Genomic DNA, 16,960 nt, shown 5'->3' on the forward strand with positions numbered 1-16,960 from the left:
GAGGACACCCACATGCGGGTATTGTTAATGACTGGCAAAGGTGGCGTTGGTAAAACATCTGTCGCTGCCGCCACCGGGTTACGTTGTGCTGAACTGGGGTACAAAACCCTGGTGCTCAGCACTGACCCAGCCCATTCCCTGGCCGATAGCTTTGATCTGGAGCTCAGCCATGATCCTCGTCTGGTGCAGCCCAATCTGTGGGGGGCTGAACTGGATGCCCTACGCGAGTTAGAGGGAAACTGGGGCTCGGTGAAGCGCTACATTACTGACGTATTGCAGGCCCGAGGGTTAGAGGGTATTGAGGCGGAAGAACTGGCGATTTTGCCAGGCATGGATGAGATTTTTAGCTTGGTGCGGATGAAGCGCCACCATGACGAGAACGAATACGATGTCTTGATCATTGATTCGGCCCCGACGGGGACGGCTCTGCGGTTGCTCAGCTTGCCGGAGGTGGCAGGTTGGTACATGCGTAAGCTCTATAAACCGTTTCAGGCGGTTTCAGAAGCGCTGCGGCCCCTGGTCGAGCCTCTGTTTCGCCCGGTGGCTGGATTTTCGTTGCCCACGAAAGAGGTGATGGATGCCCCCTATGAATTTTATGAGCAGCTCATTGAGCTAGAACAGGTGCTGACCGACGCCACGACCACTTCAGTCCGGCTGGTGACTAACCCGGAAAAAATGGTGATTAAAGAATCCCTGCGGGCCCACGCCTACCTCAGCTTGTATAACGTCGGCACCGACTTGGTGATTGCCAACCGAATTATTCCTGATGCGGTGCAGGATCCGTTCTTTCAGCGGATGAAGGAAAAGCAGCAGCAGTATAAACAGGAAATTTATGATGATTTCCGGCCGCTGCCGGTGAAGGAAATTCCTCTATTTGCAGAAGAGTTGTGTGGCCTAGAGGCCCTACAGCGGCTTAAAGATACCCTCTATGGGGACGAAGACCCGACCCAGGTGTACTACAAAGAAACCACCCTGCGGGTGCTCCAGGACAATGACACCTATAGCCTGGAGTTGTATCTGCCGGGGATTCCTAAGGATAAGATCGAGCTGAGTAAGTCGGCGGATGAGCTGAATATTCGCATTGGCAACCACCGCCGTAACCTGGTGCTGCCCCAGGCCCTAGCGGCCCTACAGCCAGCCGGGGCCAAAATGGAGGATGACTATTTGAAGATCCGGTTTGCCACGGCGGGCTAGCGCCCCGACTGGATGTAATCCAAAATCCCCTGGGCGATCGCCTGTCCCATCTGAGCCTGCCACTGGGGATCCCGTAACTTAGGCGCATCCGTCGCCCCGGTCACAAAGCCAATTTCGATCAGGGCGGCGGGCATAGAGGTGCGGCGCAGCACAAAGAAGCGAGCCTGCTTCACACCGCGATCGTTCATCGGCACGGTGCCCAGGACCCGTCGATGCAGCACCGAGGCCAGGCGATGTCCGGCATCGGAAAAATAGTAGGTTTCCAGGCCATTCACCTCGGGCCGCTGCATACTGATGGCATTGGCGTGGATGCTGACAAAAATGGTGGCGTTGGCGGACTCGGCCATATCCACCCGGGGTTGGAGGTCCAGGGTTTGGTCGCTCTGGCGGGTCATTTGAACCGCAATCCCTTGGGCCCGCAGGGCATTAGCCGTGTGATGGGAGACGGCCAACACCACATCTTTTTCCCGCAGGCCACCGATGCCCACGGCCCCTGGGTCGGCTCCCCCATGGCCTGGATCGAGCATCACTACGATGCGATCGCGGCTGGGTTGAGTTGGAGCAGGCTGTTGGGGGGCTGGGGAAGCGGCGATCGCCGCTGGGGGGGGGGCCGCCTGGGCAGGCTGGGTCTGGGCCGAGTTAAACATCGGCAACACAACGGTAGTGGGAGCCGTAGCAATCTGACTAGCCGGCATACCCACCGGAGTTAGCCAAATACCACCGGAGACTAAAGAGACCTGCCAATCAGGGCTGGCGGCGTCCAAATTCAAGATCAGGCGCACCGCCGGTGGATTGGTGGAAAACTGAGTCACCGCCCAGTGGTGGATACCATAACGCCCCTGGGGCAACGACTGGGGGCTTAACCCCTGAGGAATGGCGGCATCCAATAAATCAATCACCAACTGCCGCACCTGCTGTTCGTTGCGGGTACGGTACACCTGAATCTGGGGTGCAGCCCCCTGCATGGGTACAAAAAATCCCTCCTGGGTCACCTGCACCCCCTGCACCACCGTCGCAGAGCGAGAGACCGGGGCATGGGTGACCTGGTTACGGCTTAACAGCGGCGGTAAGGCGCTAGCCGGATCAGCCGCAGACGAACGGCTAGGGGAAGATGGCGGTGGGGGTGAGGCCTTAGGGGCAGCCGTCTGGATCGCACTGGGCAGCTGCACCACCCACTGGTGGCTGGTCATCCCCCATACTTTTACCTGGTGTGGGTCTAAGCTATAGCTGGGATCGAGTTCTAGGACCATGCGAGTGGTGCGAGCGTCCGCCTGCATCACCCGTACCGCCGTAACCGCCCCGCCAATGAACTGGTTCCCCACCGCTTCGTCAGTCACAATGCCTGGTAGGTCAATCACCAGCCGCTTGGGATGTGGCAGCAGGCTCACCTGAGGCTGCACACTGCTGTCTGTCGTAAACATAAACCGGTTTTGGCCAGTGTCAAATTCCCAGGTTTGCAGCCGCGCTGTAGCCTTAGCGGGCAACCCACCAAACAGGCATACCCCAGCTATGCTGACCATCCCAGTAAAAAGCTGTTTAAGCCGCAATCGCCTGTTCCCCATGCACCACAGCGACCCAGTTGTACCCAAGCCATCCCAGGGCCAGGGCCAGGGGATGCTCTCAGGTATCCGTGTAAGGCGATGTCTGAGACCACCAGAGCGTTGCCAGGGCAGACACAGCCCTGGGGAGCACGGTTCCCAAAAACCACCTTAAGCGGTCAAATCAACTGAATCGGCTTAGATATTAGCTCACTTTCCTCAGCTTGAATCGCAATTAGCTGCTCCAGAGCCTGTTGCAGGTCCTGGGTCAGGGTATCGACAGCGGTTTTCGCCGCCCGCCGGGATTGGCTATAATCAGGCCAGCGCTGGCTGATATCCATCGGTTCGCCGATGGCGATGATAGCGTGACGACGACCTAGCTGCGGTCGCCGGGGAATCTTAGTCCCTTTCACCCGCTCCACCAGGTCAAACAAAATTAGCGTGGTTTCCGCAAATCGCTCAAAGCTGGGGTTATCCCTCACGTAATGGCCACTCACAGCCACAAAACTTTCCACCAAGCGCATATGCCGCAAGTGTAGGGTAGCGGCTTCAGCAATCCAGTCCGCTAACCCGCGATCAAAGGCCGAAAGCTGGTTCAGGTCGTCAATATCTTCTCGGTAGATGTAGGTCCACCCGGCCTCTTCTAGGCGGCGGCAGCGAGTGACCAGGGTGCCGGTGCTGGGCAGGCCAAAAAAGTCTTCTCCTACCTTCAAAGACACCTCTAACACCTGACTCAACCGCTGGGCCAACCGCGCGGGCTCTGTGTCGGCTTTGGGGTCAGGCTCGGGGGGCCACAAGCTGCCGTAAAACCGCTGATAAAACCCTTCCATGCGAGCCAGGAGGTGTTGACCCAATGTCCACAACCGCTGGTAGTACTGGTCTATGGTAGCTTGCCCAGGGTAGTCAAAGGACTGCACCGGTAAGCCACAGTCAGCCTCTAAGCGACCCATCAGACGATCGAGCGCCTGCCAGTCGGGGTTGGGATAAACATAGCGCAACCCCACCGGTAGCAAGACAACGGTTTCCGATCGCCCCGCCTTGTGCAAATCCTCCACAGCCCAAAAGGCCATCTGTGCCGTTCCCGGCTCTAGTTCGCTAATCACTTCCCCATGGCCGTTGGTGGCGCCCTCGGGGGCAATGGTGACCGGAAAGGGGGCATGCAGAATTTGCTGGCGCACTGCTTTCAGAGCTTTAAGATCCAGCCGCCGCCCCCGATGCACTGGAATGCCCCCCAGACTGGCAAAAAACCACTTAAGCCAGGACCCCGCCCATAGGGACATGCCCCGGTCGTACATAAAAAAACTGTGGATCGGTCGTTTGAGGGAAAAGCCACACCGCTGGGCCGTCTGGGGCACCAGCCGAGAAAACAGGTATGACAAACACATGGGGTCATCCACCTGACCGTGGCGAAAGGCCAGAATAAGCCGAATTTGCCCCGCCTGAAACTGTTGCCAACAGCGAGCTAACACCTCTGGGTTAGGGCAGGTTACTGGCCAGATGCCCGCCGGTAACCATGGCCGTAGCCGAATCCGTAAGAGGATCGGCAGCAACAGATAACTGCCCCGCACGACCCAGGCTCGATAGTGGGGCGGAATAAAGCGAAGCGGGGGCTGTACCCCAGGGCGATCGGCCAAAAGAGACTCCTACGTAGGACACTCCCAATGTATAGCAAAAGGCAAAAGACAGCTTTGCTGGATACTGGCTCAACCCATGATCCGGGTACAGGCTATTGTCTATGGTTTAGAAGCTGGAAACATTGCCATTCTTAGCATCTAACTTTTAGAGTTTTTACCAGACTGATACCCGATCTTAGGGGGTTGCTTCAATTGTCCAGGCGTCAACCGATTACACTTATATAAAGCGTAAGTTTTGATCCAGTTGCGAATTACCTATGAATTTTCTAGCCAAGCTGATTCCCGGTCGGGCCGACCAGGCCACCCTCCCCAAGCGCAGTCGTCGAGTGGGGGGAGTCGAGCTGAAATCTGAAGCAGAGCTAGAAATTATGCGTCAGGCGGCCCGGATTGTGGCCACTGTGCTCAAAGAAATTGAGGCCATGGCCCAGCCTGGCATGTCCACCGCCGACCTAGATGCTCACGCCGAGCAACGTATCCGCGCCATGGGAGCGACCCCCAGCTTTAAGGGGTACCACGGTTTTCCCGCCTCCATCTGTGCCTGCATCAATGACCAGGTGGTGCATGGCATCCCCAGCAAACGTCAGGTTATTCGCCGGGGAGACCTGCTTAAGGTGGATACTGGGGCTTACTATAACGGCTTCCACGGTGACTCTTGCATCACCATTGCCGTGGGGGAGGTGTCAGCGAAAGCCAAAAAGCTGATGACGGCAGCGGAAGCGGCGCTCTATGCAGGGATTAGTCAAGTGAAACCTGGCAACAGCCTCTTGGATATTGCTGGAGCGATCGAAGACTGCATCACCAGTTATGGCTTTAGCGTCGTGGAAGATTTTACCGGCCATGGGGTAGGGCGGAACTTACATGAAGCCCCCTCTGTGTTTAACTTTCGCACCCGCCAGCTGCCCAATGTGAAGCTGCGCCCTGGGATGACCCTGGCGATTGAGCCCATCCTCAATGCGGGCTCAAAGCAGACCCGTACTTTAAAAGACCAGTGGACTGTGGTCACGGTGGATCGCTCGTTGTCAGCTCAGTTTGAGCATACGGTGCTGGTCAGCGAAACCGGCTACGAAATTTTGACCGATCGCAGTCAAGTATCCCTAGCACTGGCTTCGTAAGCAGATTTCCCTCGGGTGAAGTACATCGTGGGATCCCTCCTGGGATCTAGAACTCAGCCAAGGCGTACCTCACTCCATCGGGAATTGCTACCAAGAAACCGTCCCGCTTTAAACTGTTACCTGATGCCAGCCATTAAACCCTTGCCCTGAGCCGCTCAAGTAGATTGTCGGGGTCCAAACAGCCGCTTTGACCATGGTTGACGTCTGTCTCTACTTCCAGGGTATAGGCCCGAGGATCTGCAGCTTGGGGGAAAGTATGGGTGCGAACCCGATTCATCACCAGGCGGTCTAATTCGCCATAGCCGGAACTCTGTAAAACAACCGGCCGAGCCTGGGTCTCCCCAGCGGGGTTAACCACCGCGCCAATTTTGGCTGTGCCTGGCGTTTCGGGTAGGCAGGCCCGTTGGTAGTAGGTCACTGAGAGAGTGTCTGGGTAGGCTTGGGGTACCCCATTAACCAGATCGGGGTGCTGCTGCAGGGCCGTAGTCCACTCGTTCAAGTTGGCTTCGTAGGCGGCTGGGCTAGCTGCTTCAGCATCGTAGACAAACCGCTCTTGAATGGAGGCAAGTGCCCGCTCAATCTGCGCTTGGGGAAGGTTGAGGCTTTGCCCATGGGCTAGCAGCTGCTCCCCTAGGGAGGTGTCAAACAGGGGTTGACTAGGGGCCGTAGACGAGGCCGGGGGCGGGGTGTCGGGGGGCTCTGCCAGCGTCGGTTCTGGGGGGGTAGCTGGGGTGGAGTCTGGGGACGAGGTGGCTGGGGGCGCTGCGGTAGCGGGCGGGGCAGGCTGCGGGGCAGGCGATCGCGCTGGGGCAGCTGCGGGCCGTTGCCTGACTGGGGTTGGAGCCCCTACCTCTGTCGGCGGGGCGGTTGGGGCAGCTTGGCTGGGGACTGGGCTAACGGGTAAGGGGGGCTCAGTCGAGCGATCGTCGGGGGGCACCCGGGTAATGGTGACACTGTCTTGCTCGGGGTCGGGCCCAGGCATGACCGCCTGATCAGCGCCACCGATGGGCAACAGTAACAACACCCCATGCAACCCCAGGGACATTAACAACATGGGGGCCCAGAGTATTTGCCACAAAGGTTTAGCGGTGTCAGGGGTGGTCGATGGAAAGGGAACAGGCATACCAAAATAGCGTTAGTTCGACTTGGCTGGTGCTTGGGGACGATTAATAATGTCGTCGATCACATTGTCCACAGCAGTAGTAAGGCGATAGTTGATGGGATTACTGGCCCGAGAAATGATCACAATTTCGTAGTACCCGGTCTGGGGTAGCTCACCCGCCCAAGTATTTTGGCTACTGTTGTTCAGCAGATAGGGCACCGCTTCATCGGGCAAGGGCACAAAAAATGAGAGCCGAGTCGAGTCCGGGGGAGCCTGTAAGTTAAGTCGCATCAACTGTTCGGCACTGAGGTTGAGGATATAGACAGTGCCATGCCCTGGGGATAGGGTTCCCTGCACCTGCTGGCTAAAGCTATCTGGTTCAAACTGAATCTCACTCAGGATCTCTCCTGTTTCCATGGCGGTCACTTGATCCTGGGCCAGGGCAGACCAAATTTGATCCACTGGGGTTTCCACAAACCCTTCGGCGGCCCGATCGGGAAAAATCTGGGCGAAGCGGGCGTCGGTCAGATCGTAGAGGGCACGGCTACTGACATACATCTGGTTGACCTGACGTTGCCAGCGATCGCGATCGCTGGGGTTATAGCGCCCTAGCCGACTGCGGGCATCGGTGCTCAGGTTAGTCTCCAGCAGGTCGAGATTGGCCTCGGCGATCGCATCCCATTCTGCTCGTAGAGCTTCGTCCTCGGGTTGGTCGGTGAGGGGATTGCCCTGCCGTTCTGGGTGCTGCTCAAAAAAGAACTGGTCAGTCAGTTGGGTTAGATAGGTCGGATCAACATTCAGCGCCAGGGCGCGATCGCGAATGGCTTGCTTCCGGGCTTGCTCCGCTTCGCTAAACGCAGGATTCTCGGTATCGTCTAGGGTGTCTTCACGGTTCACAAACCCTAGCTCCAACGCGGGCAACCACCACCACAGCCCCCCTAACACCGCCACCACCACGAACAGGACCCCCAGGGCGGGCCAAAATCCTGATGACGATCGCTTTGGGGGTACCGCCCTGGGGGGTGCGGCCAAGGTGGCCGTAGGATCATAGGTCGGTGGCGGAACCACGGCCCTAGTGGGCGGCGGCGGTGGGGGTTCCAGGGGGGGCGGCGGTGTCATCGGCTGCATCCGCACCGGCATGGGCTGATTTAGGCTGGCGGGCATTGAAGTCGGCTGGGCTAAGTTCAGGGCGGCCATCACCTGTCCGGCGGTGACGTAGCGATCTCGAGGGGTCTGGGCCACCATCCGCTCTAGCACCTGGCGCACGGTGGGGGACAAGGACACCTGATCCGGCCAGGTCCAGGACTGGGTGCGCTCGTCATAGAGTTGCTCTGGCTCTTTGCCAGTCAGCAACACCAGGGCGGTCATGCCCAGGGCGTACAAGTCAGTGGTGGGGTCAACCCGACCCGTTTCTAGCTGCTCTTCTGGAGCGTAGCCCCCCTCCCCCAGCCGGGTTACCTGCCCCGAAACCGACTGATAGGGGTCAGGCACCCCCAGCTGGTGGCGCACATTCACCACCAGTTGCTTGACACCGCCAAAGTCAATCAACACCGGACGGCCATCGGCATTACGCTGGACCAGGTTATCGGGGGAAATATCCCGATGGACGATGCCAATGCTGTGCAGGTATTGCAGTACCGGCAGCAACTGCATCAGCAGGCGAGTGACCTCCGCCTCCGAGAATGGGCCATCATAGGCGATGCGGCGATTCAGCAGCTCACGGTAGGTGGGACCTTCCACATAGTCCTGTACCAAAAATAGACGACCCTGGTCCCGCAACAGCTCCCGGAAGCGAGGGATCTGCGGGTGGTTGAGCTGGTAGAGAATGCCTGCTTCCCGCTCGAACAGCATTTGAGCCTTATCTAAGGCTGGTTTGCCCTCCACCTGGGGGTTAAATTCTTTAAGGACGCAAAGTTCTTGAAACCGATGCACATCCTCGGCCAGGTAGGTGTCGCCAAAGCTGCCCTGACCCAGCTGCCGCAAGATCCGATAGCGGCCCCCAATTAACCCTTCTCCCTGTTCTGTGCCGTCCATAACGTTGTGTTGCTAACCCTAGCGGTTGTCAATAAACCAGATCCAAGTCCAGACCGAAACCAGATCCAAGTCCAGACCTGGAGTTCTGCCTGTGGAAAACTCCCGATCCCGAGCTGGACTTGGTATAGATCTTAAACAGCCCTGTCACAAATTAGCGCCATCCTACACTACCTTGTGAACGGCTAATGTTGAGTCGCCTCAACCCACAACCCGGAACGTTTCTGAACGGCCCTCGGTCAAGCAGATGCATGCTTGGTTTTGCTAAGACTGCGATCGCTAAGCCGAAGGCAGTTGGTTACAGCAACGTTTTGGGGGTGGGTTTTTCCATAGGACAACACCCATTGATGGCAGCGCATACAACCGTTAGACAACCGTCACCCCGATGCCACCGCTATGGAGAGAGGGTAACCATTAATTTCCAGTCTGATGGGGCGTTAATGGTGTCTAGTCGGTGTGTTTTCCCGCTGCAAGTCATTGATTTGGGAAAAAACGCGTCCAACATCAAACAGTTGTTGGACGCCGTCGAACAGCAGGTCTTACCGCAGTCACTGTCAAAAACCAGCTAATTAGCGCTATTTCCCAGTCTTGATCAGCTTTAACTGGGGTGGATGCTTCACTAATTCAGTGCTATAGCGAGGAGCTCAACGATGAAAATTTTAGGGTTTGGCGCTGGTGTACTCGGCAGCCTATATGCTGCTCGCCTCCAGGAAGCTGGTCATGAGGTAGCGTTGTTAGCTCTGGGGCAACGTTATGCAAAACCCACATCGTTACGCTTTACAGCCCAGTGTCAGCTAGAGCCTGACAAAAGTCCAGCAGTTGTTGGAGCTTGTCACCCAACTGCCGCTGTCGCTGCTGAGCGGTGACCGACTGCCGGGCCGCCTGCAAAAACGCCACATCCATTCCCAGCAGGCGAAAGGTGCGGTTCATCTCAGTCAGAATGGGCTGAAGATTGGGGGCGGCATCGGCGCGATCGCCCAGGGGGAGCACCTGGGTTTGAAACTGCTGCTGGGCTTCCAGAAAGCGCTGCTGCAACAATTGGCTGTCGGGGTTAGCCTGTTGCCCCAGCGATCTCAGCTGATTCAGCCGGGTTTGTAAGGTTTGAATTAAATCTATCGCCATAAACGCGGGGATCAGTAACAATTTGGCTTAAAGGTTCACGCTCCTGGAAACAAATGTTAAGGTTAATGAATAACTGTCTTTCAACTAATGCCCCTCAATAAGCATTTGTTGCGGCTTAACTAACCACAGAAACATTTTCTCTGGTTATGGTGTAGTTTATCTCTATCTTGAATACCTGACATCTGACACAGAACATTTGTACGATCTGTGCTTAGGTTTCATACCACTACTCTTTTTTTAGAGTGATTTAAGCGTAAGTTGACTCCTCTTTCGAGGCTAGGTTTCTGGCACCCATAACCTGGTACCCACAGCAAGGGTACCGCCATCTGGTCAATTCAGCATCGAGGTCAATGCTCTGCCAAGACTGATACTATTTCACCCTAAGTTCTTTCGTCGCATCCTATGACAGCAACGGTTCATTCCCCGCTTCCCACCGACTGCCCCCTCCCTGGGTGGCTTAAAACCTGTGTGCTGACCCACCATGGGGATCACCCTGATGAACCCAGCGCCGATGTGGACGATAAATCGAATAGTTCCCTGGTGTGCCGGGCCTTTGAATTTGCCCACGAACTCCATCAGGGGCAGTACCGGGCCTCGGGCGAACCCTACATCTGTCATCCGATTGCGGTAGCAGGGCTGCTGCGGGATCTGGGGGGAGACAGCGCCATGATCGCCTCCGGCTTTCTCCACGACATTGTCGAAGATACTGACATTACCCCAGAGGAGATTGAAGCAGAGTTTGGCAATGAAGTGCGGCAGCTAGTGGAAGGGGTCACCAAGCTGTCTAAATTTAATTTTGAAAGCAAAACCGAGCGCCAGGCCGAAAACTTTCGCCGCATGTTTCTGGCCATGGCCCAGGATATTCGGGTGATTGTAGTGAAGCTGGCCGATCGCCTGCACAATATGCGCACCCTAGAGCACCTGAACGATGACAAGCGCCGCCGCATTGCTCGGGAAACCATGGAAATTTTTGCCCCCTTGGCCAACCGCCTGGGGATTGGACGGTTTAAGTGGGAATTGGAGGATTTGTCCTTTAAGTACCTGGAACCCCACGCCTACCGGCAGATGCAGAAGCACATCACCGAAAAGCGGGCCGATCGCGAGGCTAGATTAGTGCAAGTGGCGGAAACCCTGCGCGATCGCATGCACCAGGCCGATATTCAAGTGGTCGATGTCAGTAGCCGTCCCAAGCACCTGTATGGCATTTACCGCAAAATGGAGCGGCAGCGGAAAGACTTCACCGAAATCTATGACATTGCCGCCATCCGCCTGATTGTGGGCACCAACGAAGAATGCTATCGAGCCTTAGCCATTGCCCACGACGCCTTTCGTCCTATTCCTGGCCGGTTTAAAGACTACATTGGCTTGCCCAAGCCTAACCGCTATCAGTCGCTACACACCGTTGTCATTGGCCCTAAAGGTAAGCCCATTGAGGTGCAAATTCGCACCCTAGAAATGCACCACATCGCTGAATACGGGATTGCCGCCCACTGGAAGTACAAAGAAACTGGAGCTTCCAGTAATGCCCGCATGACAGCGGATGATGAAAAATTCACCTGGCTACGGCAGCTCCTAGAGTGGCAGAACGACCTCAAAGATGCCCAGGAATTCTTAGAAAACGTCAAGGGCAACCTGTTTGATGAAGATGTCTATGTCTTTACCCCCGATGGGGATGTCATGCCCCTGAGTCGGAGGGCAACACCGGTAGATTTTGCCTATCGCATCCACACCGAGGTGGGGAATCACTGCTCTGGGGCGCGGGTCAATGGTCGCATCGTCACCCTTGACACCCATCTGGAAAATGGTGACATTGTTGAGATTTTGACCCAAAAGAATAGTCACCCCAGCCTCGACTGGCTAAACTTTGTGGTCACCCCCAGCGCCCGCAACCGGATTCGTCAGTGGTACAAGCGATCGCACCGGGATGAAAACATTGCCCGGGGCCGTGAACTACTGGAAAAAGAGTTGGGCCGCAATGGCTTTGAAGCCCTGCTTAAATCGGAACCCGCCCAGATGGCGGCAGAACGCTGCAATTACCAAACCGTGGATGATTTGCTAGCAGGTCTAGGCTATGGCGAAGTCACCCTCAGTCTATTCGTCAATCGCCTGCGGGATGCGGTCAAGGCTCAGCAGCCCCTAGAACCGGTTTCCCCAGAGGCCTCCCTCGACAGCTCTGATCAGTTTCTGGCCGGGGCGGTCACCAGCTCCCACAAGGCTCAGCGCCAGGTCACCTCTAAGGCACCCATCCTGGGGGTAGAAGGGCTGATGTATCACATTGCGGGCTGCTGCAACCCCCTGCCCGGGGAACCGATTATGGGCAGCGTGTCCATGGGCAGTCGGGGAATTGCCATTCACCGCCAGGGGTGCCCCAACCTGGAGGGGGTTCCCGGCGATCGGATCATCCCAGTCAGCTGGAACCCCAATGAACTCAATAGTTCTCGCCAGACCTACCCCGTGGAAGTGCGGATTGAGGTGATTGATCGGGTAGGGGTCCTGAAGGATATCCTCTCCCACCTGTCTGATCTGCAAATTAATGTCCACAAGGCCCAGGTTAAAACCTTCCCCGGCCAAACCGCCGAAATTGATCTGGGTCTAGATGTCAAAGACCACGATCACCTAGACCAAACCTTTAGCCAAATTCGCAAGATGACCGACGTGCTGAATATTCGACGGATGAGCGAGGGGGGATGAGGGGAGACGGGGTTGGGTGTCAGGGGTTAGGCTGGCCCCAAAGCCCGACACCCACTCCTAAACGCCAGTTCAATGTTAAGGTAATCACTTTGTAATAGTTAATTACCCTTAGCTCCATGAACCCCTTGCTTCAGCGTATTCAGGACAGCCTGCTTGATTTAGTGGGGCAATCTGTTCAACTTTTACCTGGGCTGTTCATTGGACTGGTGTTGGTGCTGCTCACCTGGTATGTCGCCAAGGTGACCCAGCAGATCGTTGGTAAAATGGCTGAGCGCCTGGTGTCTAGCCGATCGCTGCAGCTTCTGGCCATGCAGGTGGCCCGGATTGGCACCTGGGCGATCGGCTTAATCATTGCCGCCGTGGTGGCCTTTCCTGACCTGCGCCTGGGAGACATCATTGGGCTGCTGGGGCTAGGCTCGGTGGCCATTGGCTTTGCCTTTCAAGATATCTTCAAAAACTTTCTGGCGGGTATTTTGCTACTGATCGAAGAGCCCTTCAGTCTGGGAGACCAGGTGATCATGGGGGACTACGAGGGCACAGTGGAATTAATTAAAGTGCGATCGACCCAACTGCGCACCTATACCGGAGAACTGGTCGAGATTCCCAATGCCATTGTGTTTACCAATCCGGTGCGGGTGTTGACTGCGTTTCGCAGCCGCCGCACCGACCTAGATATCGGGGTAGATTACACCACGCCCCTGCCCCTGGCCAAGGGAACCTTTTTGGATGTCCTTAACCGGGCTGATGGGGTGCTCAGTCACCCGGAACCTGAGGTGGATGTGATTGGCTTTGGCGATAGCTCCATCGACTTTAAGCTACGCTATTGGACCACGCCCCAAATGGCTGAGGTGCGACGGATTCAGACACAGGTGGCCATGGCCCTGAAAGCGGCCTGCGACGAAGCCGGTATTACCATTCCCTACCCCATTCGCACCGTCCATATGTTTGACCAGGACCAGTTTAACGAAAGTCAGCGACGCAGTAGCACGAACTGAGATTATGATGCCAGCTTCTTGTCAGGAGGCAGCGAGTTGTTAAACGAGTGACGCTAGTGCAGCGTCAAGTTTCAACATTAGGGTCCCCGTAGGTTGGGTGAAACGTAGTGGAACCCAACAGCAGTAAGCCTTGTTGGGTTCTGCTGGCGCGCCACCCAACCTACAAATTTAGAATTGACAGACCACTAGTGCAACGTCAAATCTTGACGTTAGGGCTTCCAGATGTAGAAATTCGGTGGCATCAAGGTCCGAAATCCCCTCCTTTGGAGGGGTAGGGGTGAGTCAAGCTAGATTGAAAAGACCCACCCCGCCCTTTCCTGCGGAACGCTTTTCCTCGGAACGCTTCGCGAACGCGAACGGGCACCCCTCCCAGGAGGGGACCACCCCGCCCTTTCACGGGCATCCCCCCGGCCCCTTTAGCTAGGGCACACAAAACTCAGACACAAGTTTGCGGTCTCTTTACCAGCCATGGGCGGGTTTACAGTCTGAGCCCCCGTAGATTGGGCAAGACATTGAGGAGGCAGTGGGTGTTGCAGCGAATAGTGAGAGGGGTGGGGCTGCTTGGGGTAGTCGTGGCTGGGTCTGGGTGGCTCACCCCAGTCCTGGCTGGGCCAGGGCCAAGGGTGGTCGATACCCCGGTGAGCCCACGGCTGGGCGTTACGTTTGACACCAATGGAGCATTTCGAGAGTTTGCTAGCCTGACCGGCTTTGTGCCGCTGGGGCAAGTGCCGGGTCAGCATCTGTGGTTTTTGCAGGGGCAGGCCCGCCTGGATACCGCTGGCGTTTTGGGCAGTAATGTGCAGCTGGGGTATCGCACCCTGGGCCCCGATCAAGCCCGCTTGAACGGGGGGTATGTGGGGTTTGACACCCAGGACTATGACGGCGGCAGCTTTTACCAATTGGCAGCCGGGGTAGAGCAGGGGTGGGCTGGCTGGGAACTGCGGGGAAATCTCTATTGGCCAGTGGGCGATCGCGCCTCTGGGACCAGCTTGGGGGGTGCGCCCTTTTTTCAGGGGAATCAGCTACGGCTGCCCACCACCCGACAGGTGACCATGGCGGGTGGCGATGTCAGTGTGGGGGGCGCGATCGCCCACCTGGGTGACCTGGGGCCGCTGCATGGCTATGGCGGATTGTACTACTATGCCCCCCTCGACCAGGGCAGCTTTCTGGGCGGGCGGGCCTGGCTCACCGCCAACCCGGCGGCGGGGTTGACCCTGCAACTGGGGGCGCAGTATGACCCACGGTTTGGGGCCAATCTGCTGCTACAGACTAGCTTTAGCTGGGGGGGAAGTGGCTCTGGGGCCGAGTCCCCCCGATCCATCGCCCTGGGGCAGCCCATTCAACGCACCATGGGAATTGCCACCGCCACCGATCGCCGGATTGAGACTGCCCTCAACCCTGACACCAACCAGGCCTACCAGTTTTACCATGTGCAGCCCGGAGGAGGGCCAGGGGATGGGTCTGTGGCGGCCCCCTACCCAGGGATTGATCTGGCCCTGGCGGTGGCTGGCAGCGGCGATCGCATTTATGTGCAGCCGGGCAGCTTAACCCGTGGGTTTACCATTCCGGCCGGGGTGCACGTTCTTTCCCCTGGCCCGGTACAACCCCTGCGCACCCAGTTGGGCACGGTGGCTTTACCGGGCTCTGGCAGCGGCAGTCGCCCCTATGTGCCGGGCACGGTGGTCATGGCCAACGACAGTCTGCTGTCAGGGTTTACCCTCGACCCGGGCCCAGACCAAGACGGGATTCAGGCCAATGGGGTGCGATCGGTGACGGTGCAAGACAACCACATCCTGGCGGCCCGCAATGGCATTTTGCTGAACCAGGTGAGTGGGGACCTGGCGGTGCAGCGCAACCAGGTACAAGCCGCGACCCAAAATGGCATTCTGCTGACTGTCACAGAAGCCGCTACGGTAGAAACCGCTGACCTCAGCCACAACCAAGTTGGTCTGGCCGCTGGCAATGGTTTGCTGGTCCGACTGGCGGATAGCAGTCAAATCAACCGCCTCCACCTCCATCAAAACCATATCAACCAAGCTGGGGCAAACGGTCTGGGGGTCCTGGTTGACAGCAACAGCCGCCTGGGTACCGTGGACATTCAACAAACCCAGATTGGCCAGGCTGGGGCCAATGGCCTGCTGCTGCTGGCTGACAACGGCAGTCAGATCAACCAGGTCAACCTACAACAGAACCAGGTGAATCAGGCCAGCAGCAATGGCCTGGCGATTTTGGCCCAGCAGGGTAGTGGGCTGGGGGCGCTAAACCTCAGGCATACGACGGTTGCCATGGCCGGTGACAACGGGGTGCTGGTGCTGGCGGCGGGGGGCAGTGCCCTGGGGCCGGTTGCCATCAGCGACACCGCTATCGAAACCGCTGGGGCCAATGGCGTGATTGTGGCTGGGCAAGCTGGGGCTACCCTAGCTACCGTCACCCTGGACAACCTATCGGTGGTTCAAGCCGGGGCCAACGGCATCCTGGTCAGTGCTGACCAAGGCTCAACCCTGCAGGGGGTTGCCCTGATCCAGCCTCAGGTGGGTGAGGCCGCAGGGAATGGGATTTTGCTGCTGGCGGACAATGGCAGCCAGGTGGGGGCTGTTCGGTTGGAGGGGGGCACCATCCAGGGGGCAGGGCAAAACGGGGTATTGCTACTCGCCAACAAGGGTAGCCGCCTAGCCAGCCTGACGGTTACCCAGACCCAGGTGGGACACAGCAGAGACAATAGCGCGATCGCCGGTAACGGCCTGCTGATCCTGGCTGATCAGGGCAGTCAGATCGAAACCGCCAGCATTACCGGCAACCAACTGGCTGGGGTCAGCGCCAGTGGTGTTCAACTGCTCGCCTCCGGCCAGAGCCGGGTTGACAGTACCGAGATTCAGAACAATCAACTGCATACCATTGGCGGCGAGGGATTGTTGGTGATAGCTGACGGCCAAAGTCAACTCACCCAGGTGGCCCTGACCCGTAATCAGCTACACACTATCGGGGGTAGCGGCATTCAGGCGATCGCCGATGGAGAAGGGCAGCTGTCAGCAATTGACATCACCGCCAACCAGATTCATCAAACCACCGGCAGCGGCATTCAGGTATTTGCCGCCAACCAGGGGGGCATTGATAGCGCCCAAATTACCGCCAATACCCTGACCACCATTGGCCAGGATGGCATTGTGGCCTTTGCGGAAACCGGCGGCCAGCTCGCTACGGTCAGCATGGATCGCAATCAAGTCAGCGCAGCGGCCCAGGACGGCCTGCGACTGTTTGCCACCAACGGCGGCACCATTGAGCAGGGCCAGATCAGGCAAAACCAAACCCAGCAGGTGGGCAACACCGGGGTGTTTGGTTTTGCCGACAGCACCAGCCGCCTCTCCAGCCTGGCAGTAGTGAGCAACCAGATCCAGGGGTCCAGCCTACATTCCGCACTTTCAACTGGCACAGCGAGAATTAACCAGAGACCTCAGTAGAGGAGATAGTATTTCCGGCAGGGCGCTCCAAAGAATTGCAGGATATGGCGACGCTCATCGGTGAGGTTGACCACCTGGTGAAC

The 16,960-nt window shown here is 57.4% G+C and carries 11 protein-coding genes; 6 read left to right on the forward strand and 5 right to left on the reverse strand.

Features of this window, described 5'->3' with window-relative positions; genetic code table 11:
• The first annotated feature begins 12 nt into the window (after positions 1-12).
• A complete protein-coding gene (locus E1H13_RS19380) occupies positions 13-1,194 on the forward strand; it encodes a TRC40/GET3/ArsA family transport-energizing ATPase (protein WP_169615709.1) in 1,182 nt (393 codons plus the stop codon).
• Here E1H13_RS19380 and E1H13_RS19385 read toward each other — a convergent pair.
• Both E1H13_RS19385 and E1H13_RS19390 read right to left on the reverse strand, forming a co-directional pair.
• On the reverse strand, positions 1,191-2,714 hold the full coding sequence (locus E1H13_RS19385; RefSeq protein WP_169615711.1) for an N-acetylmuramoyl-L-alanine amidase: 1,524 nt from the start codon (positions 2,712-2,714) through the stop codon (positions 1,191-1,193). The genes E1H13_RS19380 and E1H13_RS19385 overlap by 4 nt on opposite strands.
• A gap of 197 nt (positions 2,715-2,911) precedes the next feature.
• Positions 2,912-4,366: a 1-acyl-sn-glycerol-3-phosphate acyltransferase gene (locus E1H13_RS19390; RefSeq protein ID WP_206070718.1), complete on the reverse strand. Its 1,455-nt coding sequence runs from the start codon at positions 4,364-4,366 to the stop codon at positions 2,912-2,914.
• Between the two features lie 257 nt (positions 4,367-4,623).
• Between E1H13_RS19390 and map the strand changes: the two genes are divergently transcribed.
• Positions 4,624-5,478 carry a type I methionyl aminopeptidase gene (gene map, locus E1H13_RS19395; RefSeq protein ID WP_169615713.1) on the forward strand — a complete coding sequence of 285 codons (855 nt, stop codon included), beginning with the start codon at positions 4,624-4,626 and terminating at the stop codon, positions 5,476-5,478.
• A 133-nt stretch (positions 5,479-5,611) separates the two neighbouring features.
• Here the strand turns inward: map and E1H13_RS19400 are convergent, their stop codons facing one another.
• Together E1H13_RS19400 and E1H13_RS19405 are read right to left on the reverse strand one after the other, a co-directional pair.
• The gene (locus E1H13_RS19400; protein WP_169615714.1) at positions 5,612-6,601 is read right to left on the reverse strand and encodes a hypothetical protein; all 990 of its coding nucleotides are present in this window, start codon (positions 6,599-6,601) and stop codon (positions 5,612-5,614) included.
• A 12-nt stretch (positions 6,602-6,613) separates the two neighbouring features.
• On the reverse strand, positions 6,614-8,614 hold the full coding sequence (locus E1H13_RS19405; protein WP_169615716.1) for a serine/threonine-protein kinase: 2,001 nt from the start codon (positions 8,612-8,614) through the stop codon (positions 6,614-6,616).
• A gap of 647 nt (positions 8,615-9,261) precedes the next feature.
• Between E1H13_RS19405 and E1H13_RS28335 the strand changes: the two genes are divergently transcribed.
• Entirely contained in the window at positions 9,262-9,477 is a 216-nt protein-coding gene (locus E1H13_RS28335) for a 2-dehydropantoate 2-reductase N-terminal domain-containing protein (RefSeq protein WP_169615718.1), read from the forward strand.
• Here the strand turns inward: E1H13_RS28335 and patD are convergent.
• Positions 9,389-9,733, reverse strand: a complete 345-nt coding sequence (patD, locus tag E1H13_RS19415) for a heterocyst frequency control protein PatD (RefSeq protein WP_169615719.1) — start codon at positions 9,731-9,733, stop codon at positions 9,389-9,391. The genes E1H13_RS28335 and patD overlap by 89 nt on opposite strands.
• Positions 9,734-10,135: 402 nt before the next feature.
• Between patD and E1H13_RS19420 the strand changes: the two genes are divergently transcribed.
• The 3 genes from E1H13_RS19420 (at position 10,136) to E1H13_RS19430 (ending at position 16,877) form a co-directional block, all read left to right on the forward strand.
• Complete coding sequence (locus E1H13_RS19420; RefSeq protein ID WP_169615721.1) at positions 10,136-12,424, forward strand: bifunctional (p)ppGpp synthetase/guanosine-3',5'-bis(diphosphate) 3'-pyrophosphohydrolase; 2,289 nt, start codon at positions 10,136-10,138, stop codon at positions 12,422-12,424.
• A gap of 116 nt (positions 12,425-12,540) precedes the next feature.
• Positions 12,541-13,419 carry a mechanosensitive ion channel family protein gene (locus E1H13_RS19425; RefSeq protein ID WP_169615723.1) on the forward strand — a complete coding sequence of 293 codons (879 nt, stop codon included), beginning with the start codon at positions 12,541-12,543 and terminating at the stop codon, positions 13,417-13,419.
• A gap of 527 nt (positions 13,420-13,946) precedes the next feature.
• On the forward strand, positions 13,947-16,877 hold the full coding sequence (locus E1H13_RS19430) for a right-handed parallel beta-helix repeat-containing protein (RefSeq protein WP_169615725.1): 2,931 nt from the start codon (positions 13,947-13,949) through the stop codon (positions 16,875-16,877).
• The last annotated feature ends 83 nt before the right edge of the window (positions 16,878-16,960 follow it).

This window comes from Nodosilinea sp. P-1105 (assembly GCF_012911975.1).
Classification (GTDB): Bacteria; Cyanobacteriota; Cyanobacteriia; order Phormidesmidales; family Phormidesmidaceae; genus Nodosilinea.

Bases quoted from the DNA above. Each gene is read 5' to 3' on its own strand.
- E1H13_RS19400 (WP_169615714.1), bottom strand. From the start codon at position 6,601: ATGCCTGTTCCCTTTCCATCGACCACCCCTGACACCGCTAAACCTTTG.
- E1H13_RS19420 (WP_169615721.1), top strand. From the start codon at position 10,136: ATGACAGCAACGGTTCATTCCCCGCTTCCCACCGACTGCCCCCTCCCT.
- E1H13_RS19385 (WP_169615711.1), bottom strand. From the start codon at position 2,714: ATGGTCAGCATAGCTGGGGTATGCCTGTTTGGTGGGTTGCCCGCTAAG.
- patD (WP_169615719.1), bottom strand. From the start codon at position 9,733: ATGGCGATAGATTTAATTCAAACCTTACAAACCCGGCTGAATCAGCTG.
- E1H13_RS19380 (WP_169615709.1), top strand. From the start codon at position 13: ATGCGGGTATTGTTAATGACTGGCAAAGGTGGCGTTGGTAAAACATCT.
- E1H13_RS19425 (WP_169615723.1), top strand. From the start codon at position 12,541: ATGAACCCCTTGCTTCAGCGTATTCAGGACAGCCTGCTTGATTTAGTG.
- map (WP_169615713.1), top strand. From the start codon at position 4,624: ATGAATTTTCTAGCCAAGCTGATTCCCGGTCGGGCCGACCAGGCCACC.
- E1H13_RS28335 (WP_169615718.1), top strand. From the start codon at position 9,262: ATGAAAATTTTAGGGTTTGGCGCTGGTGTACTCGGCAGCCTATATGCT.
- E1H13_RS19405 (WP_169615716.1), bottom strand. From the start codon at position 8,614: ATGGACGGCACAGAACAGGGAGAAGGGTTAATTGGGGGCCGCTATCGG.